The organism is Rhizobium sp. YIM 134829, assembly GCF_046546455.1.
Map to the genome: position 1 here is coordinate 734,787 of NZ_JBKHKI010000001.1, position 25,133 is coordinate 759,919.

The 25,133-nt window shown below is 64.1% G+C and carries 30 protein-coding genes; 13 read left to right on the forward strand and 17 right to left on the reverse strand.

What is annotated here, in order from left to right:
* Positions 1-66: 66 nt before the first annotated feature.
* A complete protein-coding gene (gene flhB, locus ACLE20_RS03565) occupies positions 67-1,146 on the forward strand; it encodes a flagellar biosynthesis protein FlhB (RefSeq protein WP_410938853.1) in 1,080 nt (359 codons plus the stop codon).
* A gap of 5 nt (positions 1,147-1,151) precedes the next feature.
* The gene (locus ACLE20_RS03570) at positions 1,152-1,592 is read left to right on the forward strand and encodes a hypothetical protein (RefSeq protein WP_410938854.1); all 441 of its coding nucleotides are present in this window, start codon (positions 1,152-1,154) and stop codon (positions 1,590-1,592) included.
* Between the two features lie 65 nt (positions 1,593-1,657).
* On the opposite strand, the gene visR is transcribed toward ACLE20_RS03570, so the two are convergent.
* From visR to ACLE20_RS03640, 14 genes are all read right to left on the reverse strand, one after another.
* Positions 1,658-2,380: a transcriptional regulator VisR gene (gene visR, locus ACLE20_RS03575; protein ID WP_410938855.1), complete on the reverse strand. Its 723-nt coding sequence runs from the start codon at positions 2,378-2,380 to the stop codon at positions 1,658-1,660.
* Between the two features lie 11 nt (positions 2,381-2,391).
* Positions 2,392-3,117, reverse strand: a complete 726-nt coding sequence (gene visN, locus ACLE20_RS03580) for a transcriptional regulator VisN (RefSeq protein ID WP_410939132.1) — start codon at positions 3,115-3,117, stop codon at positions 2,392-2,394.
* A 773-nt stretch (positions 3,118-3,890) separates the two neighbouring features.
* Complete coding sequence (gene fliF, locus ACLE20_RS03585; RefSeq protein WP_410938856.1) at positions 3,891-5,576, reverse strand: flagellar basal-body MS-ring/collar protein FliF; 1,686 nt, start codon at positions 5,574-5,576, stop codon at positions 3,891-3,893.
* Positions 5,577-5,846: 270 nt separating this feature from the next.
* Entirely contained in the window at positions 5,847-6,236 is a 390-nt protein-coding gene (locus tag ACLE20_RS03590) for a hypothetical protein (RefSeq protein WP_410938857.1), read from the reverse strand.
* A gap of 207 nt (positions 6,237-6,443) precedes the next feature.
* A complete protein-coding gene (gene cheD, locus ACLE20_RS03595) occupies positions 6,444-6,998 on the reverse strand; it encodes a chemoreceptor glutamine deamidase CheD (RefSeq protein WP_410938858.1) in 555 nt (184 codons plus the stop codon).
* Entirely contained in the window at positions 6,995-7,384 is a 390-nt protein-coding gene (locus ACLE20_RS03600) for a response regulator (protein WP_410938859.1), read from the reverse strand. The genes cheD and ACLE20_RS03600 overlap by 4 nt, the downstream gene beginning before the upstream one ends.
* A complete protein-coding gene (locus ACLE20_RS03605; protein WP_410938860.1) occupies positions 7,384-8,457 on the reverse strand; it encodes a protein-glutamate methylesterase/protein-glutamine glutaminase in 1,074 nt (357 codons plus the stop codon). The genes ACLE20_RS03600 and ACLE20_RS03605 overlap by 1 nt, the downstream gene beginning before the upstream one ends.
* Positions 8,454-9,362 carry a protein-glutamate O-methyltransferase CheR gene (gene cheR / locus ACLE20_RS03610; protein WP_410938861.1) on the reverse strand — a complete coding sequence of 303 codons (909 nt, stop codon included), beginning with the start codon at positions 9,360-9,362 and terminating at the stop codon, positions 8,454-8,456. The genes ACLE20_RS03605 and cheR overlap by 4 nt, the downstream gene beginning before the upstream one ends.
* Entirely contained in the window at positions 9,359-9,823 is a 465-nt protein-coding gene (locus ACLE20_RS03615; RefSeq protein ID WP_410938862.1) for a chemotaxis protein CheW, read from the reverse strand. Before ACLE20_RS03615 ends, cheR begins: the two co-directional genes overlap by 4 nt.
* A 4-nt stretch (positions 9,824-9,827) precedes the next feature.
* Positions 9,828-12,149, reverse strand: coding sequence for a chemotaxis protein CheA (locus tag ACLE20_RS03620; protein ID WP_410938863.1), 2,322 nt, complete (start codon positions 12,147-12,149; stop codon positions 9,828-9,830).
* Positions 12,150-12,228: 79 nt separating this feature from the next.
* A complete protein-coding gene (gene cheY1, locus ACLE20_RS03625; protein WP_264220499.1) occupies positions 12,229-12,594 on the reverse strand; it encodes a chemotaxis response regulator CheY1 in 366 nt (121 codons plus the stop codon).
* Position 12,595: 1 nt separating this feature from the next.
* A complete protein-coding gene (locus tag ACLE20_RS03630; protein WP_410938864.1) occupies positions 12,596-12,889 on the reverse strand; it encodes an STAS domain-containing protein in 294 nt (97 codons plus the stop codon).
* A gap of 4 nt (positions 12,890-12,893) precedes the next feature.
* Positions 12,894-13,088, reverse strand: a complete 195-nt coding sequence (locus ACLE20_RS03635; protein ID WP_410938865.1) for a hypothetical protein — start codon at positions 13,086-13,088, stop codon at positions 12,894-12,896.
* A complete protein-coding gene (locus ACLE20_RS03640; RefSeq protein ID WP_410938866.1) occupies positions 13,085-14,701 on the reverse strand; it encodes a globin-coupled sensor protein in 1,617 nt (538 codons plus the stop codon). Before ACLE20_RS03640 ends, ACLE20_RS03635 begins: the two co-directional genes overlap by 4 nt.
* Before the next feature lie 737 nt (positions 14,702-15,438).
* Between ACLE20_RS03640 and ACLE20_RS03645 the strand changes: the two genes are divergently transcribed.
* The 4 genes from ACLE20_RS03645 (at position 15,439) to ACLE20_RS03660 (ending at position 16,895) form a co-directional block, all read left to right on the forward strand.
* Positions 15,439-15,693: a GlsB/YeaQ/YmgE family stress response membrane protein gene (locus ACLE20_RS03645; RefSeq protein ID WP_410938867.1), complete on the forward strand. Its 255-nt coding sequence runs from the start codon at positions 15,439-15,441 to the stop codon at positions 15,691-15,693.
* Between the two features lie 25 nt (positions 15,694-15,718).
* Positions 15,719-15,895, forward strand: a complete 177-nt coding sequence (locus tag ACLE20_RS03650; protein WP_410938868.1) for a hypothetical protein — start codon at positions 15,719-15,721, stop codon at positions 15,893-15,895.
* A 71-nt stretch (positions 15,896-15,966) separates the two neighbouring features.
* Positions 15,967-16,425, forward strand: a complete 459-nt coding sequence (locus tag ACLE20_RS03655) for a YbaK/EbsC family protein (protein ID WP_410938869.1) — start codon at positions 15,967-15,969, stop codon at positions 16,423-16,425.
* Between the two features lie 80 nt (positions 16,426-16,505).
* Positions 16,506-16,895: a DUF930 domain-containing protein gene (locus ACLE20_RS03660; RefSeq protein WP_410939133.1), complete on the forward strand. Its 390-nt coding sequence runs from the start codon at positions 16,506-16,508 to the stop codon at positions 16,893-16,895.
* A 31-nt stretch (positions 16,896-16,926) separates the two neighbouring features.
* On the opposite strand, the gene ACLE20_RS03665 is transcribed toward ACLE20_RS03660, so the two are convergent.
* Entirely contained in the window at positions 16,927-17,118 is a 192-nt protein-coding gene (locus ACLE20_RS03665; RefSeq protein ID WP_410938870.1) for a hypothetical protein, read from the reverse strand.
* 175 nt (positions 17,119-17,293) lie between these two features.
* On the opposite strand from ACLE20_RS03665, the gene ACLE20_RS03670 reads away from it, so the two are divergent.
* The 4 genes from ACLE20_RS03670 (at position 17,294) to ACLE20_RS03685 (ending at position 20,157) form a co-directional block, all read left to right on the forward strand.
* Positions 17,294-17,833 carry a sigma-70 family RNA polymerase sigma factor gene (locus ACLE20_RS03670; RefSeq protein ID WP_410938871.1) on the forward strand — a complete coding sequence of 180 codons (540 nt, stop codon included), beginning with the start codon at positions 17,294-17,296 and terminating at the stop codon, positions 17,831-17,833.
* Entirely contained in the window at positions 17,820-18,608 is a 789-nt protein-coding gene (locus ACLE20_RS03675; RefSeq protein WP_410938872.1) for an anti-sigma factor family protein, read from the forward strand. Before ACLE20_RS03670 ends, ACLE20_RS03675 begins: the two co-directional genes overlap by 14 nt.
* A 40-nt stretch (positions 18,609-18,648) precedes the next feature.
* Positions 18,649-19,365 carry a Bax inhibitor-1/YccA family protein gene (locus ACLE20_RS03680; protein WP_410938873.1) on the forward strand — a complete coding sequence of 239 codons (717 nt, stop codon included), beginning with the start codon at positions 18,649-18,651 and terminating at the stop codon, positions 19,363-19,365.
* Positions 19,366-19,572: 207 nt separating this feature from the next.
* Positions 19,573-20,157 carry a DUF2076 domain-containing protein gene (locus ACLE20_RS03685; RefSeq protein ID WP_410938874.1) on the forward strand — a complete coding sequence of 195 codons (585 nt, stop codon included), beginning with the start codon at positions 19,573-19,575 and terminating at the stop codon, positions 20,155-20,157.
* Between the two features lie 110 nt (positions 20,158-20,267).
* On the opposite strand, the gene ACLE20_RS03690 is transcribed toward ACLE20_RS03685, so the two are convergent.
* Together ACLE20_RS03690 and ACLE20_RS03695 are read right to left on the reverse strand one after the other, a co-directional pair.
* Positions 20,268-21,143 carry an SDR family oxidoreductase gene (locus ACLE20_RS03690; protein ID WP_410939134.1) on the reverse strand — a complete coding sequence of 292 codons (876 nt, stop codon included), beginning with the start codon at positions 21,141-21,143 and terminating at the stop codon, positions 20,268-20,270.
* Positions 21,144-21,397: 254 nt separating this feature from the next.
* Positions 21,398-21,577: a DUF3606 domain-containing protein gene (locus tag ACLE20_RS03695; RefSeq protein ID WP_410938875.1), complete on the reverse strand. Its 180-nt coding sequence runs from the start codon at positions 21,575-21,577 to the stop codon at positions 21,398-21,400.
* Between the two features lie 200 nt (positions 21,578-21,777).
* Between ACLE20_RS03695 and ACLE20_RS03700 the strand changes: the two genes are divergently transcribed.
* From ACLE20_RS03700 to ACLE20_RS03710, 3 genes are all read left to right on the forward strand, one after another.
* Positions 21,778-22,545, forward strand: coding sequence for an SDR family NAD(P)-dependent oxidoreductase (locus ACLE20_RS03700; RefSeq protein WP_410938876.1), 768 nt, complete (start codon positions 21,778-21,780; stop codon positions 22,543-22,545).
* 287 nt (positions 22,546-22,832) lie between these two features.
* Entirely contained in the window at positions 22,833-23,969 is a 1,137-nt protein-coding gene (locus tag ACLE20_RS03705) for an ABC transporter ATP-binding protein (RefSeq protein ID WP_410938877.1), read from the forward strand.
* Between the two features lie 34 nt (positions 23,970-24,003).
* The gene (locus tag ACLE20_RS03710) at positions 24,004-25,119 is read left to right on the forward strand and encodes an ABC transporter substrate-binding protein (RefSeq protein ID WP_410938878.1); all 1,116 of its coding nucleotides are present in this window, start codon (positions 24,004-24,006) and stop codon (positions 25,117-25,119) included.
* Positions 25,120-25,133: the final 14 nt, after the last annotated feature.

Here is a 25,133-nt window from a genome sequence, read left to right on the forward strand (position 1 = left end):
GGGCCAGCCCGGCGCGTCGCGTTGCATCAGCGCTCGCATCGCCGCCCGGAGCGCAGGAGGCGCGTCATGGCGGACGACGACAAGGAAAGCAAAACAGAAAGCCCGACCGACAAGCGCATCTCCGATGCGCTGGAGAAGGGCAATGTGCCGGTCTCGCGCGAGATTCCGCTCTTCGCCTCGGCGCTCGCCGTCTATATCTTCATCGTCTTCTTCCTGCCGAGCGGGCTCTCCACCTTCGTGGAAGCCCTGAAGGACGTCTTCGAACAGCCCGATGCCTGGCGGCTGAGCAATGCCAATGACGTCGTCGCGCTGATCATGCACTTTTTTTGGAAGGCCGGTGGCCTCCTGGTGCCGCTCTTCGTGCTGCTGATCGTCTTCGGCATCTCCTCCTCGATCCTGCAGAACATGCCGCGGCTGGTGCTCGACCGGATCGCGCCGAAGATGAACCGGATCAGCCCGATCGCCGGCTTCTCGCGCATCTACAGCGTGCCGGGCCTGATTGAATTCGCCAAGGCCTTCTTCAAGATCGCGATCATCTCCACCATCGTCGTGCTCGTCCTGTGGAACGATTATTACGCCACGCTCGATGCGATGTTTTCCGACCCCACCACCATGTTCGCGCGGATCGGCGACGACCTGAACCAGATCATGGTCGTCATCATCCTGTGCACCGGCGTGCTCGCCGTCGCCGATTTCTTCTGGACCCGCCACCATTGGTACAGCGAGCTGCGCATGACCAAGGAGGAGGTGAAGGAGGAAATGAAGCAGATGCAGGGCGATCCGATCATCAAGGCGCGCCTGCGCTCGATCGCCCGCGACCGCGCCAGGCGGCGCATGATCACCTCCGTCCCGCGCGCCACGCTCGTCATCGCCAACCCCACCCATTTCGCCGTGGCGCTGCGCTATGTGCGCGAGGAAGGCGATGCACCGGTGGTCGTCGCCAAGGGCCAGGACCTCGTCGCGCTCAAAATTCGCGCCATCGCCGAGGAAAACAACATCCCCGTCTTCGAAGATCCGCCGCTGGCGCGCTCAATGTTTGCGCAAGTCTCGGTCGATAGTGTCATTCCGCCGGTGTTCTACAAGGCCGTGGCGGAACTGATCCATCGGGTCTACGCCGCGAACGCGAACTCGAGACGGACGAACTGAGCCCCATGAAAAAGTGCCGCTATTCCGAACAGCGTGAGAAAATCGTTGCCGAGGCGATTCGCCCGGTCGCCACCGAACTCCGGCTGATCGATGCAGCCGACCTGATCGCCCTCCTGCGGTTCGAATCGCATGCCAGCATTGCCGATCTCGTCTCCTCTGCCGCCGAGCTCTACTTCCAGCCGGGCACGGTGAATTTCGGCATCGGCGGCAATTATCGCTGCGACTGGGGCACGGAGCCGGAAGTGACGCTGGATCTGGAGCTGAAACCGGATGGCGTCACCGTCTATGCACAGCTGGCGCTGAAGAACGAGGCGGCCGGACTCGAGATCAACCATATCGCCTTCAAGAGCCCCTCCACCGACCCCGACGAGAACACCGCCTTCCTCGCTCAGAGCCTGGAAGCCGCCAAGTTCATGAAGTCTTTCCCGACGGCGCTTGCGAGCTGAGCACGGAGAAAAGGGCGCTCCTCATCGGTGCGCCCTTCTTCAAGTCCCGATGGGGATCGGCCCTTCTAACGGATATAGCCGAGCCGCAGGGCCTTTGCGATTGCCTGGATACGGTTGACCGAATCGAGCTTGGTCGTGGCGGCGCCCAGATAGGCGTTCACCGTATGCACGGAGAGACCCATCTTGTCGGCGATTTCTTCGCTGATCAGGCCATCGCCCGCCATTTGCAGGCAGCTGAGCTCGCGCTCGCTCAGGGCCTCGGACGGCTGCAGGCGCCGCTCGTCGGAGGCAAGGAGATCCGTCATTACATGGCAGGCGCGGCCGTGCATGTCGAGAATGGTCTCGCTGGCGAGATCGAGCACATCCGCCATGAAGATCACATAGCCATTGCCCTGCGCGCCGAGACGCACGGGAAAAGCAATGCCGGCAAAGGGCAGCTGGCTCCCGGTGACCCGGCGCACGAAGCGCTCGAAGTCGATCGTGTCGGCCGTCTGGCCCTCGCCGCTGCCGTTCCAGAGCAGCGGCAGCAGGCTGTCGTCCAGATGGAGCTTCAGCTCGTCGCCATAGGCGCGCACGAGCTCGTGGGCCATCATCTCGGCCTCTGCGCCCCAATTGTCGAGCACGCAGGTCAGCTTGCGCGCGGCCGGCAGTCCGTTGCCGTTCAGGCGGAAGACTGCGAAGCGGGAGGCATCGATGTCCCGCTGCATGGTCTGCAGGCGGACGATCAGCGTTGCAGCGCGCATCGCCTTGGTCTGGTTTCCCCGCCCTCCCGTCACATAGACCGCCATGGCGACGTTCCTCAGACGAGATTGTTGCGCACAGCGTAGGCGATCGCCTCCGACCGCGTCTTGGTCGCGGTCTTGCGCATCACGCTGGTGATATAGTTGTTGATGGTGTTGCGGGAAATGCCGAGGATGAGCGCGATCTCCTCGCTGGTCTTGCCTTCGGCGATCCAATAGAGGCATTCGAGCTCGCGCTCGGTCAGGTCGAAGTCGCGATCGGCGCGCATGACCTTCCGGCCGGCAAAACTTGCGAAATAGCCAGTCAGCAGTCCGATTTCGCGCAGGCATTCGCGCGAGAGAATGACGTCCTGCGGGAAGAGGAGCATGAGCGAGAAGCGCTCGCGGCCGACGCAGAAGGTAACGGCGCAATATTCGCGGCTGAGGCCGTGACCGAGCGCAACGTCATCCGGCAGGATGAGGAAGGCGGGCTGGAGCAGCGACAGGCACTTCTCCTGCTCGCTCGACTTGGCATGCAGCCCGTTCAGCAGCTGGCCGAGCCGCTTGACCACATCGAAGGGCCAGTCCGAGCACAGGACGAAATCGAGACCGGAGTCCTGGGACAGATCATAGCGCGCCAGAAGGTAATGGCTGGCGCCGACATAGTCGGTCAGCGCCGCAAGCGCACGATTGAGGTTGCCGCGCTCTGCGCATTCGGCAAGTCGATCGAGCAGGCTTCGCTTCGCAGCGACGAGGCCATGAGCACGCATTGGCATGGCCGGTGAGGGCCGCGCCGCAATCTCCATATGTAGAGCTTCCATGAATTTTCCCCGTGTTGGATCCGCTGAGTTCGCCTTGTCGCGCAACGCCACATCACCGACTGCCCGCCCCGGGTTCCGCCTCCCGACACGCCAGCGACTCAGCCTCGAATCACTGCCCTAAACTATACAGGCATCAGCTAAAAAGACTACTGCCATCTTGTCGGGATTTACTTTTCCGAATCACACCAGGTTGATTCGCGTCTGATGCTGCGACGCCCTGAGCGCCGCAACCGTTAGGAGCTCTTTATATATTTAACCCATTGTTTCCATGATGTTTATCTCAATATTTCGACCGTTGTTCCTTCTCTCCGAAATTTCGAACTGTCTAAACTTAGCTGTAAATTCCTGCTAACGGAAGCGACTCCCATCACCACGCGTTCCGATCTGTTCTGCTTTAAAAAGTTCGAGATCTTCCTGTTGCAGATTTGCATCGAATGTATAATTACTATTCTAAACACTATTAAATCTATACAGCGGCGTATTGTTCGATCATATTGACCTAATAACACCTGGATAGACTTTCAGAGCCGGAGTCATTATGGCGGCGGCCTAAGAAACCAGCGTCTTCCCCATAAAAATATGACCAAAAGGTTAACGGGACGATTCCGGGCATGACAGGGCGCGACTCAGCACGCCTTTGTGGATGCTTTGTAATGTTCGATATGCCTTACCGTTACCAAGCGATCGCTCACGAGCGCCGCGCAGCGCAAAAAAAATCCCGCCTGGGAAAGGCGGGACGAAAAGTCTTCGGGAGGATCTCAAGCGGCCCGTTCGGCGACCCATTTGCGCAGGATCTTGGCGGCGCGCTCTTCGCTGATTTCCACCATGCGCGCCAGGCGGCGTTCCGGGCCTTCCTTGACCCGGCGGTTGAAGTCGCCATTCGACTCGTCGCCAAGGCTGAGCAGGTCGTCGGTGCTGTCGAAGCCGAAGTCGGAGCCGAAGCCTTCCATGAGCGCGCCGCCAGCGCCAGCGACACCCGGAGCCGGAGAGAAGTCCGGCAGTTCGAGGCCGGCGGGCTCGGCTTCCGCCAGGGTGCCGGGGCCACCGAAGCCCATGGAGCGGGCCAGCGGCCGCAGACCGAGCCAGACCACCACCACCGCCACCAGGACGAAGGCGAGCGCATTGATGATGCCGCCGAGATTGCGGGTCAGCGTCTCCATGACACCGGGGCCGGCCACCGGCTCGTCGAGCAGCTGGGCATTGACGAAGTCCATGGCGGTCAGCGTGATCACATCGCCCCGGGCGGGATCGATACCGACGGCCGAGGCGACGATCTTCTGCATCTCGGCGATATAGGCGTCGATCTTGGCCTGATCGGCCCCCTCGCCCACCATGGCGGCGATCCGGCCGCGGTTGACGACGACGGCAACGGACAGCTTCTCTACCTTGTAGCTGTTCTTGGTGGTCGCAACCGTCTTCTGGTTGATCTCGTAATTGGTCTGCTCTTCCTTCTTGTCCGCCTGGTCGCTCGATTGCGGCCCCGCGCCACCGCGCGGCGCGGCCTGCGGCACGTTCTGCTGCACGGTCGCGGCATTGTCGGCCTGTTGCTGGCTCGACTTCTGCTGCTCCTTCGTCACCCGCGTCGAGCGCTCGACGCGCGATTCCGGATCGAAGATGGTTTCCTGGACCTGCTGGGTGTCGGTGTTGAGCTGGGCGGTGACGCTGGCACGGAAGTTGTCCATGCCGAGGAAGGGCGCGAGCGCCTTGTCGATATTGTTCTCGATCTCCGACTGGACCGACTGGACGATGCCGAGCGACTGGTTGAGCGCGCCGTTCTGCGGATCCTCGCCCGAGGCAAGCAGCTGGCCCGCGGAGTCAAGGATGGTCACGTCGTCGAGCGAAAGACCCGGCACCGAGGAGGCGACCAAGTGACGGATGGAGGCTGCGGCCTGGCGCCCGAGCTGGGCAGAGGCGCGGATCATGACCGAGGCCGTCGGCCTCTGCTCGGTCTTCCGGAAGCTGCCGCGGTCGGCCATCACGATGTGGACGCGGGCGGCGGAGACGCCGGAGATCTGCTGGATGGTGCGGGCGATCTCGCCTTCGAGTGCCCGGACGCGGGTGACCTCCTGCATGAAGGAGGTGAGGCCGAGCGAGCCGACATGGTCGAACAGCTCGTAGCCGGCATTGGCGCTGTTGGGCAGGCCGCGTTCGGCGAGGTAGAGCCGCGCCTTGCTGGTGCTGCCGACCGGAACCTGCACGCTGGCGCCGTCCGCGCCGACCTGGAAATCGAGATTGCCTTCGGAAAGCGCGATGCTGATCTGGTTGAGATCCGCACTCTCGAGCCCGACATAGAGGGTCTCGTAGGCGGGCTTGTTGACATAGAGCCCCGCGGCGAGGACCAGACCGACTGCGACCAGTCCCGCGCTGGCGAGAGCGATCAGCTTGCCCTGCCCAAGGCTCTTGAGATTTTTGGCAACCGAGGAAAGTTGATCCAACAGAGTCATTCTGTCCGCACCCGTTAGCGCGCCTCACGTGGCAACATTGCCAGGCAGGGTCATGCGCCGTTCAAAACGAGGGTTCCTCATGCCGCACCATGGCCTGATGCCATCGTCATGTCGGCACGAATCCACCGAACCCGTGGCCAACCTAGGCGGCGAAACTTGCGCGAACGTGACCTGGAGTGGGTTGCGGTTGCAGGCGGTGCGAACGGAAAAGCCGCCGGCCTCGCGGCCGACGGCAATCGATGTCATCTCCGGATCGGCTCGACGTTCGGCCTAGAAGGCCTCGAAGTCGCCCGCATCGTCTGTCAGCGGCTGGGAGTGGCCGTGGCGCAGGCCGCTTGCCAGCGAACGCTGCATATCGGCCAGCTTGACGAGGTTCAACGCGATCGACACGTCGACCAGCCAGGATTGCGGAATGGCGGCCGTCACTGTGTCGATGAATTCGGCCAGGCCACGCGTCTTCTGCACGGCAAGGTCGATCCCCTGGAGAACTTTGATGTGGTCGGCGGTGTTGGCGACGACGCCTTCGCCGAGCTCGTTGAGCATCGGCTCGATCCGCTCGATCAGATAGGCGACGTCATGGAGTTCGCTGACCACGCGCATCATGACATCAGGCAATGCTTCCTCGAGGCCGTGGCCGACCGCTTTCTGCTCGTTCAGCATCTGTGACTCTCTTTCGCCGCAACGCGCGGCAGCCCGTGTTTCGTCAATTTCGTTGGTGCCGTCTCTCCACACGACTTGATCTGGTCGTTCCGTCCGGCGCTCGCCCGAACCTGAAAAGCTTTACCGGCGCAGTTCGATTGCGGGGGTATGGTCCCCTCTTGGTGATGTTTCCTGTGCCAAAGCGATCCCGCTTGGGCGAAAAGTCTTTTAGAAGAATTCGATCGAGGTGTCGGCCGGCTTCGGTGCCGGTGCCGGACGGGTTTCCTGGGCAACCGCCTTCTGCGCCTCGACGCCGGTCAGGGCATATTGACGAGCCCGGCCGCTCAAGGGCCAATATTCCAGCTTGCGGCCATGATCGCCGCCCGTGCTCTCGCCGACGATGGCGATGCCTTCGTCCTGCAGGAAGCGGCGGGCGAAGAGGGCGTTCTGCTCGCCGACATTGGAGAAGCGCGCGATGGTTTTCGCGCCGCCGAAGATCTTCGCCTCCAGCCGATCGCGCCTCGCCCCCTTCTTGAGAAGACCGTTGATCAAAAGCTCCATCAGATGGACGCCGTAGCGGGTCGCATCGCCGCCGGCCGCCAGCGCATCGGCGCTGCCGGGCAGGAGAAAGTGGTTCATCCCCCCCACCCCTGCGACCGGATCGCGCATGCAGGCCGCCACGCAAGAGCCGAGGATGGTCGACAGGACCACGTCAGGGTCCGTTACGACCTTGAACTCGCCCTGAATAACATGCACACGCTTGGCCGCAGTATCTGCAATCATTTGAGCGCCCCAAACACGGCTTCGATCGCCGCCCTCATCTTCTCGATCGTAAATGGCTTGGCCAGCACGTTATTGGCCCCCAAGGCCGCTGCCTTCTGCACCAGAGCGCGGTCGCCCTGAGCGGTCAGCATGATGAAGGCGGCCTTTTTTGTGTTGGGGTTGGTCCGCACCGCCTGCAGCAGCCCCAGCCCATCCATCTTCGGCATGTTGAAATCCGAGATGACGAGGTGGTGCGGCTGCTGGGCCATGATCTTCATGCCCTGCTCGCCATCGGCGGCAACGGTGATCTGCGTGAAGCCAAGGCTCTGCAGAGCCTCGCCGAGCAGAAGACGGCTGGTTACCTGATCATCGACGATCAGGACTTTGATTTTCTCGGCGATCGACATCAGTCTGTTCCTTCTCTTCGGGCGGCAGCGCTTTTCAACACTTCTTCCCCGATTGCGGTGAGGGGCAATTGCGTTTCTACGGCGCCGATTTCAAAGGCGACCCGCGGCATGCCGTAGACCACGCATGTCTTTTCATTCTGTCCGAAGGTCCGGGCACCAGCCTTGCGCATCTTGAGCAGGCCCGAGGCGCCATCGCGCCCCATGCCCGTCAGGATGACGCCGATGGCATTGCGCCCGGCGAGTTCCGCAACCGAGTCAAACAGCACGTCGACCGAGGGTCGATGGCCGTTGACCGGGTCCCGCTCCGCCAGACGGCAGATCGGGGCATGCGGATTAACTACCTGCAGATGACGGTCTCCCCCCGGCGCCAGATAGATCCGGCCCACCTCCAGCCGGGCCCCGTCGGTCGCCTCCTCCACCGTCGGCGCGCAGAGGCGGTTCAAGCGCTCCGCGAAGCTCTTGGTGAAGTTCAGCGGCATATGCTGGGTGATCACGGTCGGCGGGCAGTTGGCCGGAAACTTCTGAAGAACCGTGATCAGCGCCTCGACGCCGCCCGTCGACGAACCGATGGCAATGATCTTGCGGCCGGCTCGATAATCGATGGTGGGCGCTGCCTGAGCGTTGGTGTTGGCATGGCCGAGCGCAGCGGCGCTCTTGTTGCCGCTGAGAATGAACTTGCGCTGCGAACGGGCCGCCGCCTTCACCTTCTCCGCCAGATCGGCAAAGGGATGCAGCTCGCCCGGCGCCGGCTTGCCGACGCAGTCGAAGGCGCCGATCTCGAGAGCTGCCACCGAAGCCTCGGCGCCCTTGTGGGTCAGCGTCGAGACCATGATGACCGGCATCGGCCGCAGGCGCATGATCTTCTCGAGAAAATCGAGCCCGTTCATGTTCGGCATCTCGATGTCGAGCGTCACGACATCGGGATTGAGATCCTTGATCGCCTGGCGCGCTTCGAGCGCATCGGCGGCCTGCCCGACGACATTGACGGCGGGATCGGCATTGAGCACGGCGGTGATCAGGCCACGCATGGTCGCCGAATCATCCACCACGAGAACACGTGCCGGTGCGGTCATGCCCTGCCTCCCATGTGTTTGCCCGTGTAGCGGTAGGTTGTGATGCCGGTATTGTCGAAGACCGACTTGGCATCGCCGGACACCCGTTCGGAATGCCCGATATAAAGATGACCGCCGACATCGAGCATGGAGGCGAAGCGCGACCAGATCTTCATCTGCGTCGGCTCATCGAAATAGATGACCACATTGCGGCAGAAGATCACGTCGAAGGGTCCCCGGAAGGGCCACTGCGCCATGAGGTTCAGCTCGTTAAAGGTGATCAGCTTCTTCAGCCGGTCGTCGACCTGCCACTTCTCGCGGCCATTCAGCGAGACCTGCGAGAAATACTGCTTGCGCATGGCCGGCGCTACGGTTTCCAGCGCATTCGTGTCATAGGCACCGGCCCGGGCGATCGCGAGGATCTTCGGGTCGATGTCGGTTGCCAGGATGCGGATGTCATAGTCGGCGGCGTTCGGCAGCACGGAAAGCAGCGTCAGCGCGATCGAGTAGGGTTCCTGCCCGTCCGAGCAGGCAGCCGACCAGATCCGCACCCGCCCGCCGGACTTGGCGCGGGCGATCAGGCCGGGAAGGACCGTGTCACGCAGATGATCGAAATGATGGTTCTCGCGGAAGAAGCGGGTGAAGTTCGTGGTCAGATGCGACAGCATGTCGCGCCGCTCGGCCGCGCCCGCAGGCGAGGCGACGAGCGCGCAATATTCCCGGAAGCCGCTCAGACCCAGATTGCGAATATGCTTGGAGAGCCGCGAATAGACCAGCGATGCCTTGCTCTCGTTCAGGAAGATGCCGGCATCGGAATAGATCATGGCCGCGATCTCCGAGAGGTCGCGCCGTGTCAGCGGATATTCTCCGCTCGCCAGACATTCGTCCGGCGACAGTTTGGGGTCGATGGCGGCCATTCTGTTCATGCGGCTTCGCTTTCGGTATCGGGAAACACGGCGTCCAGTTCGATCAGGCAGATCATGCGTTTGTCGATCGCGAGCACGCCGCGGGCAAAGGTCCTTTCGAAGTCGGAACTCATGTCCGGCGTCGGTTGGATATTGTCGTTCGTAACGGTTAAGATGTCCGAAACCGCCTCGACCAGCAGCCCGACCACCTTCGTCCGTACCTGCGCGACGATGATCACATGCCGCACCGTCGGTTCCGAGGGCCGCATACCGAAGCGGACCGCCAGATCGACGATGGGCAGCACCGCGCCGCGCAGATTGATGACGCCGAGCATGTAGTAGGGCGAATGCGGCATGGGTGTTGCCGGCGTCCAGCCGCGGATCTCCCGCACGGACATGATGTCCACGCAGAACTCCTGGTCACCGATCCTGAACGCGATCAGCTCCCGTGCATCGTTGATCATCGTTTTCGCGAGCGTCATAGTCTTACCCTGCAGCTGCCAACGCCATTTCCATCTTCAGCGGCTGCCCGCGCGAGGCGGAGACAACCGCATCTACATCGAGAATGAGAGCCACGCGGCCGTCGCCCAGAATGGTGGCGGCGGCAATGCCCGGCACATGCGTGTAATTGGCTTCCAGGCTCTTGATCACGACCTGGCGCTGCCCCTGGATGGCATCGACCATCAGGGCGCGCTGGCCGCCGCCTTCCGATTCCACCAGCAGCGCGACGCCTTCGACCGGATTGGCCTGCGTGGCGCGGAAATTGAGGATCCGCCCCACATCGACCAGCGGGCAGAAGGAGTTGCGGATCGAGATCAGCCGCTGCGAGGCGCCGAAGGAATGGATCGAGGCCTGATCGGGCTGCAGCGTCTCGACGATGGCCGTCAGCGGCACAACCAGCGTCTGGTTGGCGACGGTGACCACCATGCCGTCGAGCACGGCGAGGGTGAGCGGCAGGCTCATCGTGAAGACCGAACCCTGGCCGGGGCGCGAGAAGATGTTGATGCGGCCACCGAGCGCCTGGATCGAGCGCTTGACGACGTCCATGCCGACGCCGCGGCCGGACAGGTCCGAGACCTTTTCGGCGGTCGAGAAGCCGGCATGGAAGATCAGATTGTCGATCTCCTCGTCCGACAGATTGGCATCGGCGGCGATCAGGTCGTTGTCGATCGCCTTCTGGCGAACCCGTTCGCGGTTGATGCCGGCGCCGTCGTCGGCGAGCTCGATGATGATGCGGCCCGAGCGGTGCTTGGCGGTCAGCCGCACCGTGCCTTCCGGGTTCTTGCCGAGCGCGATGCGCTTCTCCGGCATTTCCAGACCATGGTCCACGGCGTTGCGGATCATGTGCGTCAGCGGCTCGGCCAGCTTGTCGATGACCGTCTTGTCGACTTCGGTGTTCTCGCCCTCGGTAACGAGGCGGACCGACTTGCCGGTGATATCGGCGATTTCGCGCACGGTGCGGGCCATGCGCTGGAAGACCGGCTTCACCGGCTGCGCGCGGATTGCCATCACCGAGTCCTGGATCTCGCGGGTGAGCTGCTGCAGCTCCTCGAGACCCATATTGATCGACGACGTCCCGTTCGTGTCGTTCTCGATCACGCTCTGCGAGAGCATGGCCTGGTTGATGACGAGCTCGCCGACAAGGTTGATCAGGCGATCGACGCGGTCGAGGTCGACGCGGATCGTCTGGCCGGCCGCTGCGGCCTGCTGGGCCGAAGCGGACGCGGCAGCGCTGTTGGCGGCGGCGCTTGCTGCGGACGCGCGCCCGGTGTCGGCGCTCTTGGCCGCCGCACTTGCCATCTGCAGCACATTGCTCGCCGTCTCGGCGGCAGCCTTCGCGCCCTCATGCTCGGCGGTAAGATGGTCTTCCTCCTCGACGACGCCGAGCACCGGCTCGTGATCGTCGAACAGCGAAGAGAGATCGAAGGGCACCGGCTGCATCGGCAGCTCTTCGCCCGGAGCCGCGTCCGCGCCCTCGACGGTCTCGACCACGTCGAGATCGCAGTCCCATTCAGCAAATTCGAACACGGCGCGGATCGCATCCTCGCCCTTGTCGGTGCGCAGCGAAATCTTCCAGGAGAAGTAGGCACTCTCCGGGTTCAGCTGGTCGAGGCTCGGCAGGCTGTCCGTATCGCAATGGATGCTCATCTCGCCGAGACGTGCGAGGTCGCGCAGCAGCAGCGTCGCCTCGTTGCCCTTTCGGTAGAGATCATTCTTGGGCTTGAAGGTGATTTCATAGAGCGGCAGGGCAGACGCCTCGTCCGCGCCCTCGAACTCGTCGAAGGAGAAGGCGACGGGGGCAAAGCCCTCCTCGCTTGCGGCCGGCGCAGCAGCCGGTGCTGCGGGCTTGGGCGCGGCAGCCTTGGCCGGGGCGGGCTTTGCAGCAGCAGGCTTGGCGGGTGCATCGGCGGCGGGCGCAACCGGGGTCCCGTGCGCCAGGGCCTCCAGTTCGCGGATGAGCTGGCGCGAGCGGGCCTCGTCGACGCTGCCCCCGTCACGGGCGCAGTTGGTGAGATCGGCGAGGACGTCGGCCGATTTCAGCATGACCTTGAGAACTTCGGGCGTCGGCTCGAGCTTGCCCGAGCGGACGCAGTCGAGGGTGGTCTCGAAGACATGCGCGAAGGAAACAAGATCATCCAGGCCGAAGGCCCCGGCGCCACCCTTGATCGAGTGGACGGCGCGGAATACGGCGTTGACAGTCTCAGGATCCCGATCGCCATCGTTCAGCCGCAGGAGACCAGATTCCAGTTCTGCGAGTTGCTCCTCGCATTCCTGGAAGAAAATCTCTTTGATTTCGTTCATGTCCATGGGCGTGCGTCCTGACGGGTTTTGAAATGACGACTGCGTGGCGAGGATGCGGGCGGAGGATCCGCTCGCATCGGCTTCGTCAGGCCGTGACGCGCTCGATTGCGTCGATCAGCTTCGTCGGGTCGAATGGCTTGACGATCCAGCCGGTGGCGCCGGCCTGGCGGGCGCGGTTTTTCTTTTCCGCGTCGCTTTCCGTCGTCAGCACCAGGATCGGGATGGCGCGGTACTTCTCGTTGCGGCGCACGCCTTCGATGAAGCCGAAGCCATCGAGACGCGGCATATTGATGTCGGTCACGATCACGTCCGGATTGGCGTCCTCGAGGACCTCAAGCCCTTCAATGCCGTCTTCGGCCTGGATCGTCTCGAAACCCGCATTGTTGAGCGTCACCAGAAGCATGTTCCGGATCGTCCGCGAGTCGTCGACGGTGAGAACCTTCTTTTTCATTTCAGATCTCCTTGGACATCAGACGGTCAACATCGACCCCGATGAGCTGTGTGGTTTTTGCGAACGCGTCCGACATCTTCGAAAAGGTGAAGGACAGTTTTTCCTCTTCCCATGCTTTCGCCCCGGCCATCAGCACCTGGACGCAGAGCGCACCGACCCGCTCGACCGAGGAGGCATCCACCTCGACGGCGCTGCCGCGCAGTTCCATCAGTTTTGCATGCAGAGCGCTGGCCTCGTTGAGATCGAGGACCGGCGCGAGCGCCAGCGTTTGCGGTGCGGCTTTCCGAGCAGGCATTGCATCAATTCCCTTGTCTGAGCAGGCGGTTGCTGGATGAGACGATGAACGGCAGGGCGCAGCGGCCGGTCACCTGCATCGGCGTGGCGGTCGGCGAAGTACCGAAAAGGAGATCGCGCGCTTCGGCATGGCGAACCGGCCAGTTGCGCGACGGCGCCTGGCGCAGTCCAAACAGGGAATGATCATGATGGCGGTTCATGCTCGTCCTCCCAAGGCTCTCAAGGGTTTTGTCAGCAGAGGGTCACCGTCTGCATCCTCGACCGGATGGCGCGGAAGCGCCGGGCGTTGCGCCCCGGCGCGGGCTCCCGGACGCGCGCCAGCGCGCACCGGTTCCCGCCGCAGGGTGAACTGCTGGGTCCTGGCGCCGAGTTCGACCAGCACCGAGACAAGGGCGGCGCCGTCCTCGGCAGCGCGTCCCGCATCCGCATCGACGGCGCGGACCTCGCGGCCAGCCCGATCGACCTCGCTCTTCAGCTGGCCGAGATCGGTGATCTCCTCGCTCGTCCGGCGGGCAATGCCGGACACGGCGGCACTGATGGCCCTGACCTGATCGACGATCCGGCTGATCGCATCCTGAGTGCGGCCGACGCGCTCGACGCCGGCTTCCACCTGCGCCTTGGTGGAGGATACCAGTTGCTTGATTTCGCGCGCCGCATCGCCGGAGCGCTGGGCGAGCGCGCGCACCTCCTGGGCGACAACGGCAAAACCGCGCCCGCTTTCGCCGGCCCGCGCCGCCTCGATGCCGGCATTGAGCGCAAGCAGGTTGGTCTGGAAGGCGATCTCGTCGATCACCCCGATGATCTGGCCGATCTTTTCGGCGGAGGCCTCGATATCGGCCATCGCGGAAATCGCCAGACCGGCAATCTCGCCGCTCTGCTCGACGGAGCCCTGGGTGGAGACGACGCTCTTTTCGGCCGCCTGGCTTTCGGCCGCGGTCTCGGCGAGCTTGCCGGACAGTTCGGCGATGCCGGCACCGGCGCGCTCGATCGCCTCGGCGCCGCCCTGCGCGGCGGTTGCGATGCGGCCTGCCTCGGCGCTGATCGCTTGCGCCTGGTCCCGCGCGCCACCCAATCCGGTATCGAGCGCCAGGAGGCAGCCTTCGAGGGTGTCCAGTCCGGCATTGAGATTTCTTGCGGTGTCGCCGAGCGCCTCCGGCGCCGAGTCGGCGATGCGGGCGGTGAGATCATCGGCGACGATCGCATCGGCCACAGCCGCGATGGCCGAGACCATGTCCGCTTCCGTGGTGGCCCGCGCATCAGCCATCTGCCGCTGCGAGGAGACGCGCAACTCGTTGAAGCGCAGGGAGACGCCGATTTCGGTATCGACGAACACCGTGCGGATCAGGGCGGAGAGCAGTGTCGTCAGTTCGCCCCGCTTGCCCTTGCCGCCGATGACGCTCTTCGGCCACAGCATGTCGACCGCGGCCAGCACAAGGTGCTCCAGCACGACGGCCTGACCGGCCAGCTGCCAGCGCGGATCGAGCGCCATGCGGCTTTCGGCATCGGAGCGCACCTTGACGCGCTCGGCATAGAGACTGTCGAAGCGGGCGTCGGTCAGGACGGCCCAGTGAGCGGAATAAAGATCATGCAGCCGGTCGAATTGCCGGTCGCTGGTAAATTGGCGGGCGGCATCGGACGATGCCTGCAGCCGCTGGAAAAGATCGCGCAGGCCCTTTTCGACCTCGGCCTGCAGCAGCGGGCGATGACGGCGCAGCGCTTCGGTCTCGGCCGTGTCGAGGCCGGCAAATCTCAGGCGCTCGACCAGGCTGCCCGCCTGCGCCCTCCGAGATTGTTCTGCCGCTTCCTGCTCCACGCCTTAACCTCATCGCTCGATCCCAGCGACGCGCGATCGATGCGGCCGGCCGGATCATCCGTCCGGCTCCCCCCTTGGTGCCGGGACATTTTCAAACGCATCGACGATCCGGCAGACCGCCTGCGAAAGCGCAGAGGGCCATGCGGCAACTCCAGGTCCAAAAAGGGCCGTGGGGGAGGTGATCGATGCGGTGGAACATGCCGGACTGAAACCGGCGCGGCGGATCGGCATCATGCCATCGAGAGCCAGCTTGGCCCCATTCCGACGTGTGAGACAATACTTATGGTTAATTCCTTGCTTGAAGGTTAACAGCGAGTACAGAAGACCATGCAAATCCCCGCAAAACAGGGGATGAGGCTGACAGGACACACCGAGTTTTCACTCCCTAATCCTAGTAATTGCCAGCCTAGCAGGGAGCCAATAATGCTGAGACTTGACGCATTGGGAGGTCAGACCCGGGCAAGCTTGCTCAGGTTCGATGAAACCTCATCATGATGATGACGCGGGGGAACGGACAATGATTGTTCTCGCATACAGTGCCACCTTGCTCGCTGTTCTGACGCTCGGCGCCCTATCGGTGCTGATCAACATCGACGACGACCGCAAAGTCGTGAGGCCCCCGGTTTTCTGAAGGGCACATCCTTCGAGTTCCCGATTACGAAATCAGCGTCCCGCCACTGCCAGTCAGGCCAGCCCGCCCTAGTTGACGGTTCGATCCATCAGGAAAGGAACCGTCCATGGGCATTGAATCGCTTCTCGTCTTTCTTCTCATCGGGGCCATCGCCGGCTGGCTGGCTGGGCTCGTCGTCTCCGGCTACGGCTTCGGGCTACTCGGCAATATCATCATTGGCATTCTCGGCGCCGTCATCGCCGGTTACCTGTTTCCCGCGCTTGGCTTCCGGCTTGGCGGCGGAATTCTGGCGGCCATCGTGCATGCCACGATCGGGGCGATCCTTCTTCTTCTCCTGATCCGCGTGATCAAGCGGGCCTGACGCCCGAGCAAGCGGAGGCACGATCATGAACGAGACTCTCGAAGCGGCCTTGAAAGCCTTCATCGCCGACCATCCGGATATCCAGACGCGTGACGAGGCGATCGCTGCGATCCTGGAAAATTGGTTCTCAAGCCACGGCTATCTGCCGCACGTCCAGGAAGGCCTGCGCCCGGAAGAGCTTGACGCGTCGAACGACGACTGAGAAGACGAAGGGCCGGCCAGGCGGCCGGCTCTTCCGGCCTTGCCGGACCCATGTTCCGCTGAGAGCCCCTTATGAGCCTTGCCTCCGTCAAAGACTTCTTCGCCACCCACGCCCCCGACATTACCGTAATCGAGCTCGACCAGAGCACGGCAACCGTTGCCGAGGCAGCGGCGGGTCATGGCGTCTCGCCGGCGCAGATCGCCAAGACACTCGCGCTGCGCGTCGGTCCCGAGGTCATCCTGATCGCAACCCGCGGCGATGCCCGGCTCGACAATCGCAAATTCAAGGATCGTTTCAAGGTCAAGGCGAAGATGCTCGACCTGTCCGAGGTCGAGGCCGAGACCGGCCATCCGGTCGGCGGGGTCTGCCCCTTCGGTCTGCCGCGACCGCTGCCGGTCTATTGCGATGTCTCGCTGCGCGCGTTCGACGTGGTGGTTCCCGCGGCCGGCGCCATCAATGCGGCGGTGCGGATCGCGCCGGAGCGCATGGCGGAGCTTTCGAACGCCGAATGGATCGACGTCTGCGCGTGAGCTCTCTGCCGCCTGCCATCCTATGGTCCCATTCGGCGCATTGAAGGGGCCGCTTCCCCGGCAAAAGGAGGCGACTTATGATTCGACGCGGCGCTGCGACCCTTTCTCTTTTCATCCTGACGAGCGGCAACGCCTTTGCGATCGATCAGGCGATGGTCCGCCAGTTCGAGAAGCTCGATCCCCAGACGCGGCTGGAGCAGCGCTGCGATACAGAAGCGATGGAACGCATCACCCGCGGCAAGACAAGCTTCAAGGCCGACAAGGTGATCGCCTACGCCTTTTCCGATCCCAACATGGACGAGACGCGCATCGAGGCGCCCGGGGCGGTGTTCCGCAGCCAGGGGGAATGGTATCGCCTTGCCTTCCGCTGCCGGACGGAGGCGGACCGCATCGGCATCGTCTCCTTCAGCTATCAGATCGGCGCCCGCGTGCCGCATGGCGAATGGCGCGCGCACAATCTGTATCCGTAAGCCGGCCAGCCGGCTTCAGGCGATCAACAACTCAGACGATCATCACCAGTGCGACGATCGACACGAGCGTGAAGGCCGCGATGATGTTGAGCAGCATTTTCATCAGATGGACTGCCATGGAAATGCCTCCTCGGGCCGCGGCGCGGGCGCAGCGGCGTGGTTGCTGCCTGTCCAGCCGCGCGCCCTCCCAGAAGCGCGACACTGCCCTTTCTGTCCACATCAAGGCGCGAATCCTTCTTTTGTGGCGACCTGCGTGAGAATGCGCTGATAAGCTTAACGGAACCCTACCTCTGCCTCGTTTCGAGCCAGACTCGTAAGACCTGCAAGAAAACGATGCGGGCAGCGACATTTTTTGAGGACTCCGGGAATAAGTCGCCGGGCAGCGGCGTATATGGGGCATGAACGACAAGACGAGCCCCTTCGATGTCATCGGCCAGATCGGCGCGCTCCGCCGCTACGCGCGTGCCTTGACGCGCGATCCGGTCGATGCGGAAGACCTGGTGCAGGATGCGCTGGTTCGCGCCTATGAGAAGCGGCCGACCTTCCGCTCCGGCGGCAACCTGAAGGCTTGGCTCCTCTCCGTTCTGCACAATACCCATGTGGACGGGCTGCGCCGGCGCCGCTCGCTGGCGCGCCGTGCCGAGGATGCGGCCTATCTTCAGGATGAGGGACGCGACGGCGGCCAGCACGACCACGTGCGGCTGAGCCAGCTGCGAGCTGCTTTCGCATCGCTTCCGGAGGAGCAGCGGGCGGCGCTTCACCTCGTCGCGATCGACGAGCTCAGCTATCAGGAGGCGGCCCGCGTCCTCAACATTCCGGTCGGCACGCTGATGTCGCGCATTGCACGGGCCCGGGCCCGGCTGCGGGAATTCGAGGACGGCGCCGCACCCGTCTCGCATTTGAAGATCGTTGGAGGCACCGACAATGACCGCGATTGATCCGACCGGCGAACCGATCGTCCAGTCCGACCTCGACGCCTATGTCGATGGCCAGCTGACCGCAGCCCGCCGCACGGCGGTGGAAGCCTATCTCGCAAGCCGGCCGGATGCGGCGGCGCGGGTAATGGCGGATCTCAGCCTGCGCGGCCAGCTGCGCCAGGCGCTGGGGCCGGCGAGCAATGGCGGCGAGGCGCGCGAGACCCGCGAGGCCGCACGGCGGCTGGAGCGGGCGCTGCGCACCGCCCATCTCGGGCACCGCCTGCAGAGGATCGCCGCTGTCGGCCTGCTGGTTGCGGGCGGCTGGGCGGCCGGCAGTGCGCTCGGCCCTTTCCGCGCCACCGAGGTGGTGGCCTCCGAGCCGCCGCCGGCCCATGTCGAGGAAGCGGTGCGGGCACACGAGACCGCCGTGCTGCGCGAGGGCATGCCCTCGCAGCCCGAAGGCGAGACTTACGATCCGGAAGAGATCCGGGCCGCGACCGCCATCGTGCTGCCGGAGCTGCCGCGCGACTGGAAGGTGGTCGATGCGCAGGTCTTCCCCTCGCGCTTCGGGCCGAGCGTCGAGCTCGCCATCGATGCGCCCGGCAAAGGGCCACTTTCGCTCTTCGCGGTTCGGCCCGGCGCCTTTGCCGTCAAGACCGTCGCCACCTTCACGATCGGCAGCACGCAGGCCGCATCCTGGCAGATCGGCGACGTCGCCTATGCGCTCGTCGCTGCCGGGGAAGGTAAGATCGTGCTTTCGGACGAGGCGGAACGCCTCTCCCGCACGCTCTACTGACCCTTACCTCAACAAGACCCTCAACCAAGGAGACTGAACCATGAGCTTCACCGACCCGCGCCAAGGCTATGCCAGTGTGCGCCAGGGCGCCTATCTGGATGAGGCGCTCCGCCAGCATATGCTGCGCGTCTACAACTATATGGGCCTCGGCCTGGTCCTGACCGGCCTCGTCGCCTTCATCGTCGGCACGACGCCGGCCCTCTATGTGCCGATCTTCAACACGCCGCTCAAATGGGTGGTCATGCTGGCGCCGCTCGCCTTCGTCATGTTCATGTCCTTCCGCCTGCAGAGCATGTCGGCCGGCGCGGCACAGGGGATGTTCTGGGCCTTCTGTGCGGTGATGGGCCTGTCGCTCGCCTCCGTGTTCCTGGTCTTCACCGGAACCTCGATCGCGCGCACCTTCTTCATCGCCGCCACCATGTTCGGCGCCACCAGCCTTTATGGCTATGTGACGAAGGCTGACCTGTCCAAGATGGGGTCGTTCCTGATGATGGGCCTGATCGGCGTCGTCATCGCCTCGATCGTCAACATCTTCCTGGGTTCGTCTGCCCTGCAGTTCGCCATCTCGGTGATCGGCATCGTCGTCTTCGTCGGCCTGACCGCCTACGACACGCAGAACATCAAGGAGCAGTTCGCCGAGAACATGGACCAGGAGAGCCAGCAGAAGCTCGCCGTCTTCGGGGCCCTCTCGCTCTACCTGAACTTCGTCAACATCTTCCAGCTGCTCTTGCAGCTGACCGGCCAGCGCGAAGAATAAGCGACGGCCGCGCGGGGCCAAGTCTCCGCGCTCATCCGGCCTTGCTGGCGGCGGCGCAAAACCGCCGCCGGCTCCCGGAACCTCCGTTTCGAACCGCATCGATGACCCTTTCGCCGCGTGCCCCGGCACGCGACGGACCCCTGTTGTCCGGCGCATGGCCCAAGGGCGCCGTCGGACAGCGCAGATCAACCCGAAAGGACGACCCTCATGGACGTGAACGACCGCCAGGCAATCGACGGGCTCTTTACGCGGATTGCCGATGTCGAACGGCAGAGCCCCCAGATCGACCGGGAGGCCGACGCCTTCATCCGCGAGCGCATGGCAAGCCAGCCGGCCGCCCCCTATCTGATGGCGCAGACCATCGTGGTGCAGGACCAGGCTCTCGCCCAGGCCGAGCAGCGCATCCGCGAACTCGAATATCAGGTGCAAAATGCGCCGCGAGCCTCCGGCGGCGGGCTGTTCTCTAGCCTGTTCGGCGGCAGCAGCCAGCCTTCGGCCCCGCCACGCAATCCGGTGCCCCCGGCGCCCGCCAACAGCCCCTGGGGCGGCCAGGCGGCCGCACCTCAGCCCCGCTATCCAGGCGCCCAGGGCGGCATGCGCGGCCCGGGCGGCGGCGGCTTCCTGGCCGGAGCTGCCCAGACCGCCATGGGCGTGGCGGGCGGCATGCTGATCGGCAGTGCGATCGGCAGCATGTTTGCCGGTGACGCCGTGGCCGCTGAGACGCCGGCCGCCGAGGATGCCGGCGACGCCGGAGATGCCGGCGGCGACGAGGGCGGCGATTTCGAGTTCTGATCCTTGAATGCCGCCCGTAAAGCGGCAGCCTGAAACGAGGAAAGCCGGCATGCGACCCATGCCGGCTTTCCTGTCTTTAAGGCCGCTCGCGGCTGTTCGTATCGGCCGCCTTACGGTTGGCCACCGCCGCCTGCGGCGCCATAGACCTGGCCGGTCGCATAGCTGGCGCTGCTATCGGCCAGCTGGACATAGATGGAGGCAAGTTCGGCCGGCTGGCCGGGGCGTCCGAGCGGCGTATCGCCACCGAACTGCATCAGCTTTTCCATGGTCGCCCCGCCCGAGACCTGCAGCGGCGTCCAGATCGGCCCCGGCGCCACGCCGTTGACGCGGATGCCCTTGGGCCCGAGCTGCTTGGCCATCGACTTGGTGAAGTTCATGCCGGCTGCCTTGGTCATGGCATAGTCAACCAGGTTCTCCGACGGGTCATAGGCCTGTTCGGAGGTGGTCTGGATGATGGCGGAGCCCGGCTTCAGGTGCTTGAGCGCCGCCTTGGTCAGCCAGAACATCGCATAGATATTGGTCTTCATCGTCGCGTCGAAGGCGTCCGAGGTGATATCGGTCAGCGCCTGGGCCTGTTGCTGGCGGCCGGCATTGTTGACGAGAATATCGAGCCCGCCCAGCGCGGCGGCGGCATCCTCGACAAGCTTCTCGCAGAAGGCCTCGTCGCGCAGATCGCCCGGCAGAGCCACGCCCTTGCGGCCTTCCTTCTCGATCAGCGCGATCACCTCGCGCGCATCCGGCTCTTCGTCCGGCAGATGGTTGATCGCCACATCGGCGCCCTCGCGGGCGTAAGCAATTGCGGCAGCGCGACCCATGCCGGAATCTCCGCCGGTGATCAGCGCCTTGCGGCCGACAAGCCGCCCGGAGCCCTTGTAGGAGGTCTCGCCGTGATCCGGCTTCGGCACCATCTTGCCGGCGAGCCCGGGGAAGGGCTGCGACTGCTTCTCGAAGGGCGGCTTGGGATACTTCGTCGTCGGGTCTTCCATCGCGGAAGCCTCCTTCTCGGTCGTTTGGCCAAAGGCCGGCAAAGCGGATGCGGCGAGCGTCGCCGTGGTGGCGGCGAGCACGCTGCGTCGTGTCAGGGAGAAATCGGGTGGGGAGGACATGGCTCTTTTCGACATGGGTTGCGGTGAGGAGGGGTCGCAAGCAACCGATTGGCCGCCTGCTTGTTCCCGGTCAGCGCGCAGAGCGGCCCGGCGCCGGATAGGGCGCCGGGCGATCGGCAGAATGCCGGCGTGGATCAGTGCTTGGCGTCGAGCTTGTCCTCGACTGCCTTGCGGCTGTTGCCGACGGACTTGACGGTCTTGGCGACGATGTCCTTCGACACGCCTTCCTTCTCCGCCTCGTAGCGCAGCTCGTGATCCTGTCCGGCAGCGACCTGGGCCCGGTCCTGATTGCGCCCGCGTGTGGTGGTCGACATGGTGCATCTCCTTCGTTGAAACATGCCTTTCAAACACCCTAGGAGTCCTGAAGTTCCGGCCGCGCCTGGGCTGCGGCGAGTGAAGAGAGGCGAGGCTCGCCGAAAACGGGGGATGGGGCAGCCGGCGGATGGACTTTCGGCCCATGCCTTGCTGTCATCCCCTCTCAGCCCTTTGAGCTGAAATCAGCCCGGAGATTTCCATGCCCCGTCCCACCTTCGACCTTTCCGGCCGCCGCGCCTTGGTGACGGGTGCCAGCCGCGGGATCGGCCAGAGCATCGCGCTCGCGCTTGCGGAAGCGGGCGCCGACCTCGCCATCACCGCCCGCAGCGTCGACGCGCTGGGCGAGACCAAAGCGAGGATCGAGGCCACCGGCCGGCGGGCCTTGACGCTGGCGCAGGATGTGCGCGATGTCGAGGCCTGCGGGCGGGTGACCGCCGAGGCGGCGGTGGCGCTCGGCGGTCTGGACATTCTGGTCAACAATGCCGGCTTCGAAAGCGTCAGCCCCTCGCTCGACGTCGATGAGGCCCTCTGGGACCAGATCCTCTCCACGAATCTGAAGGGCGCCTTCTTCTGCGCCCAGGCGGCCGGCCGGATCATGGCGGAAGCAGGACAGGGGTCGATCATCAATCTCTGCTCGCTCACCTCCTATGTCGGCATCCCGACCGCCGTGCCCTATGGCGCCTCGAAATCCGGCCTGCTCGGTGTCACGCGTGCGCTCGCCGCGGAATGGGCGCCGAAGGGGATCCGCGTCAATGCGATCGCCCCCGGCTATTTCCGCACGGCCATGACCGAGGTCTTCTATGAAAACGAAGACTGGCAGGCGACCATGCTCGCCAAGATCCCGCAGGGTCGTTTCGGCAGAGAGAGCGATATTGGCGGCGTCGCGGTTTTCCTGGCGAGCGACGCGGCCGCCTATATCAACGGCCACTGCATCCCCGTCGACGGCGGCTATCTCGCCTCGATCTGAGGCTTGCCAATGTCTCCGAGTTGCATAAGAGCTTGTGAACACGCATTGGCGTGTGCTTGTTTTTCCTGGGAAATGGCAAGAAATGTAGGGGCTAGGCAATTAAAGCTCATCGCCTCTGCACAAAACTTTCGCAGTCTCGGTTGCAGCGCAAAACATTGTCACTTCCATTGACCCAGCTTGTACGGACCTGTATAGACAAGTCATGACAAGGTGGCGATTGTGTCAGCGTTCGGCGACCTTTTTAGGGGTCAGACTGCGGCTTGGCCAAGGGCAGTGAGGGGGACGCCATGGGCGTTGCTGGTGCCGGATTTCGGCAGGCCGTGTCCGCGACCGAGACGATCGCCGTTTCGGTGAAGAATGTCGGCATGCGCTTCGGCCCGGTCAGGGCGGTAGAGGATGCCTCCTTCGACCTGCCGCGTGGACGCTTCCTTACCATCCTCGGCCCCTCGGGCTCCGGCAAGACGACCCTTCTGCGCATGATCGCCGGTTTTGACCGGCCGACGAGCGGCGAGATCTTCATCAACGGCGCGCCGGTCAGCGCCGTGCCGCCCCATGCGCGCGCCATCGGTATGGTTTTCCAGAAGCTGGCGCTCTTTCCCCATATGACGGCGGCCGAGAATGTCGCCTTCCCCTTGAAGATGCGTCGCCATGATGCGCGAACCATCCCGGCCAAGGTCGAGCGCTATCTCGATCTCGTGCGGCTCGGCGGCTATGGCGGGCGGCGAATTAATGAGCTGTCCGGCGGCCAGCAGCAGCGCGTCGCCATCGCCCGCGCGCTCGTGTTCGAGCCGGACCTGCTGCTGCTCGACGAACCGCTGGCCGCGCTCGACCGCAAGCTGCGCGAGGAGATGCAGCTGGAATTCCGTCGCATCCAGAAGGAGCTCGGCGTCACCACCATCAACGTCACCCATGACCAGCGCGAGGCACTCGTGGTGTCGGACGAGGTGATCGTCATGGAGGGCGGCCGCATCCAGCAGAAGGCACGGCCGGTCGAAGCCTATCGCAACCCGTCCAACGCCTTCGTGGCCAATTTTATCGGCGTCACCAATTTTCTGGAAGGCCGCGTCTCCGCGCTCGATGGTCCGGCGGTGACGATCGAGGCGGCCGGCCTGCCGATCTCGGGCCTTGCGGCCGAGGCCGGTCTTGCGCCGGGCGCTGCCTGTGCCGGAGCGATCCGGGCCGAGCAGATCCGCATTGCTCCGCTCTCCGCGCCGCTCGAGGGGCTTACGACCCTCGTCGAGGCCCGCGTCGAGGACTGTATCTTCGAGGGCGAGCGCATGGTCTATGAGCTTAGCGTTCCCGCGCTCGGCGGCGTCCGGATGCGCGTCTTCGACCATGATGCCGAATCCCATCTCGAATTTCGCCCCGGCGATGCCGTCCGGCTCGGCTGGAATGTCCGGGACATGCACGTCTTTCGAAAGTGACCCCGAGAAGGTCCAGCCAGAGGAGAATGATTCAATGTCAGACGAGAAGATCCTGTCCGCGAGCCTGCGCCGCCGGACCCTGCTTGCCTCCATGGCGGCGGCCGGGGCATCGGCCGGCCTCTCCACATTCGGCGTGCCCCGCGCCTTCGCCCAGGCGCCGGAGAAGCCCAGCGAAATCATCGTGCGCGCCTGGGGCGGCAGCTGGGTCGAGGCGCTGAAGGCCGGCGTCTCCGACAGCTTCACCAAGGAGACCGGAATCGCCGTTCGCCATGACCTGACCGAAGACAACGAGATCCAGCCGAAGGTCTGGGCGGCCGTGGCGCAGAAGCGCGTTCCGCCGATCCACATCAACTGGGATACGACCACCAACGCCACCAAATCGGCGCTGCGCGGCGTCACCGAGGATCTTTCCGACCTGGCGAACCTCAAGAACGCCACGGATCTCGCCAAGCCCGTCGGCCTCGACGGCTATCCGATCGTCAACACCTATGGCTATGTCTATGTGCTGGCCTATCGCCCCTCCGCCTTCCCCGATGGCCCGCCGAAGAGCTGGAAGGACCTCCTGGACCCGAAGCTGAAAGGGCGGATCGCGCTCTATAATGACGGCATCGGCTTCCATTTCCCCGCCCAGGTCGCCGGCGGCGGCAAGCTTGAAGATATCCCCGGCAATATGCAGCCAGCCTGGGATTTCATCACCAAGATCAAGGCGCAGAACCCGCTGCTCGGCGAGGATCCGGATTTCACCACCTGGTTCCAGAAAGGCGAGATCGACGCCGCCTGCACCATCTCCACCAATGCGCGCGAGGCCAAGAAGAACGGCATCGAGATCGCCTGGGTGGTGCCGGAGGAAGGTGCAAAGTTCGATACCGACGGCCTCTGGATCCCCAAGGGCCTGCCGGAGAACGAGCTCTACTGGGCCAAGCAGTACATCAACCACGCGCTGACCAAGGAAGCCCAGCAGATCTGGCTCGACGGCCTCGGCCTGCCGGGCGTCATTCCCGGCGTTAACCCGCCGGCCGACCTCGCCAACGACCCCTCCTACCCGACCAAGGAGGACGACTTCAAACATTTGATCCGCATCTCCTCCAAGGTGCAGGTCGAGAACGAGAGCCAGTGGTTCGCCAAGTTCAAGGAAATCATGCAGGGCTGAGCCCGGCAGTGCCC

Coding starts and splice junctions, on each gene's coding strand:
- flhB (WP_410938853.1), top strand. CDS start 67: ATGGCGGACGACGACAAGGAAAGCAAAACAGAAAGCCCGACCGACAAG.
- ACLE20_RS03570 (WP_410938854.1), top strand. CDS start 1,152: ATGAAAAAGTGCCGCTATTCCGAACAGCGTGAGAAAATCGTTGCCGAG.
- visR (WP_410938855.1), bottom strand. CDS start 2,380: ATGGCGGTCTATGTGACGGGAGGGCGGGGAAACCAGACCAAGGCGATG.
- visN (WP_410939132.1), bottom strand. CDS start 3,117: ATGGAGATTGCGGCGCGGCCCTCACCGGCCATGCCAATGCGTGCTCAT.
- fliF (WP_410938856.1), bottom strand. CDS start 5,576: ATGACTCTGTTGGATCAACTTTCCTCGGTTGCCAAAAATCTCAAGAGC.
- ACLE20_RS03590 (WP_410938857.1), bottom strand. CDS start 6,236: ATGCTGAACGAGCAGAAAGCGGTCGGCCACGGCCTCGAGGAAGCATTG.
- cheD (WP_410938858.1), bottom strand. CDS start 6,998: ATGATTGCAGATACTGCGGCCAAGCGTGTGCATGTTATTCAGGGCGAG.
- ACLE20_RS03600 (WP_410938859.1), bottom strand. CDS start 7,384: ATGTCGATCGCCGAGAAAATCAAAGTCCTGATCGTCGATGATCAGGTA.
- ACLE20_RS03605 (WP_410938860.1), bottom strand. CDS start 8,457: ATGACCGCACCGGCACGTGTTCTCGTGGTGGATGATTCGGCGACCATG.
- cheR (WP_410938861.1), bottom strand. CDS start 9,362: ATGAACAGAATGGCCGCCATCGACCCCAAACTGTCGCCGGACGAATGT.
- ACLE20_RS03615 (WP_410938862.1), bottom strand. CDS start 9,823: ATGACGCTCGCGAAAACGATGATCAACGATGCACGGGAGCTGATCGCG.
- ACLE20_RS03620 (WP_410938863.1), bottom strand. CDS start 12,149: ATGGACATGAACGAAATCAAAGAGATTTTCTTCCAGGAATGCGAGGAG.
- cheY1 (WP_264220499.1), bottom strand. CDS start 12,594: ATGAAAAAGAAGGTTCTCACCGTCGACGACTCGCGGACGATCCGGAAC.
- ACLE20_RS03630 (WP_410938864.1), bottom strand. CDS start 12,889: ATGCCTGCTCGGAAAGCCGCACCGCAAACGCTGGCGCTCGCGCCGGTC.
- ACLE20_RS03635 (WP_410938865.1), bottom strand. CDS start 13,088: ATGAACCGCCATCATGATCATTCCCTGTTTGGACTGCGCCAGGCGCCG.
- ACLE20_RS03645 (WP_410938867.1), top strand. CDS start 15,439: ATGGGCATTGAATCGCTTCTCGTCTTTCTTCTCATCGGGGCCATCGCC.
- ACLE20_RS03650 (WP_410938868.1), top strand. CDS start 15,719: ATGAACGAGACTCTCGAAGCGGCCTTGAAAGCCTTCATCGCCGACCAT.
- ACLE20_RS03655 (WP_410938869.1), top strand. CDS start 15,967: ATGAGCCTTGCCTCCGTCAAAGACTTCTTCGCCACCCACGCCCCCGAC.
- ACLE20_RS03670 (WP_410938871.1), top strand. CDS start 17,294: ATGAACGACAAGACGAGCCCCTTCGATGTCATCGGCCAGATCGGCGCG.
- ACLE20_RS03675 (WP_410938872.1), top strand. CDS start 17,820: ATGACCGCGATTGATCCGACCGGCGAACCGATCGTCCAGTCCGACCTC.
- ACLE20_RS03680 (WP_410938873.1), top strand. CDS start 18,649: ATGAGCTTCACCGACCCGCGCCAAGGCTATGCCAGTGTGCGCCAGGGC.
- ACLE20_RS03685 (WP_410938874.1), top strand. CDS start 19,573: ATGGACGTGAACGACCGCCAGGCAATCGACGGGCTCTTTACGCGGATT.
- ACLE20_RS03690 (WP_410939134.1), bottom strand. CDS start 21,143: ATGGAAGACCCGACGACGAAGTATCCCAAGCCGCCCTTCGAGAAGCAG.
- ACLE20_RS03695 (WP_410938875.1), bottom strand. CDS start 21,577: ATGTCGACCACCACACGCGGGCGCAATCAGGACCGGGCCCAGGTCGCT.
- ACLE20_RS03700 (WP_410938876.1), top strand. CDS start 21,778: ATGCCCCGTCCCACCTTCGACCTTTCCGGCCGCCGCGCCTTGGTGACG.
- ACLE20_RS03705 (WP_410938877.1), top strand. CDS start 22,833: ATGGGCGTTGCTGGTGCCGGATTTCGGCAGGCCGTGTCCGCGACCGAG.
- ACLE20_RS03710 (WP_410938878.1), top strand. CDS start 24,004: ATGTCAGACGAGAAGATCCTGTCCGCGAGCCTGCGCCGCCGGACCCTG.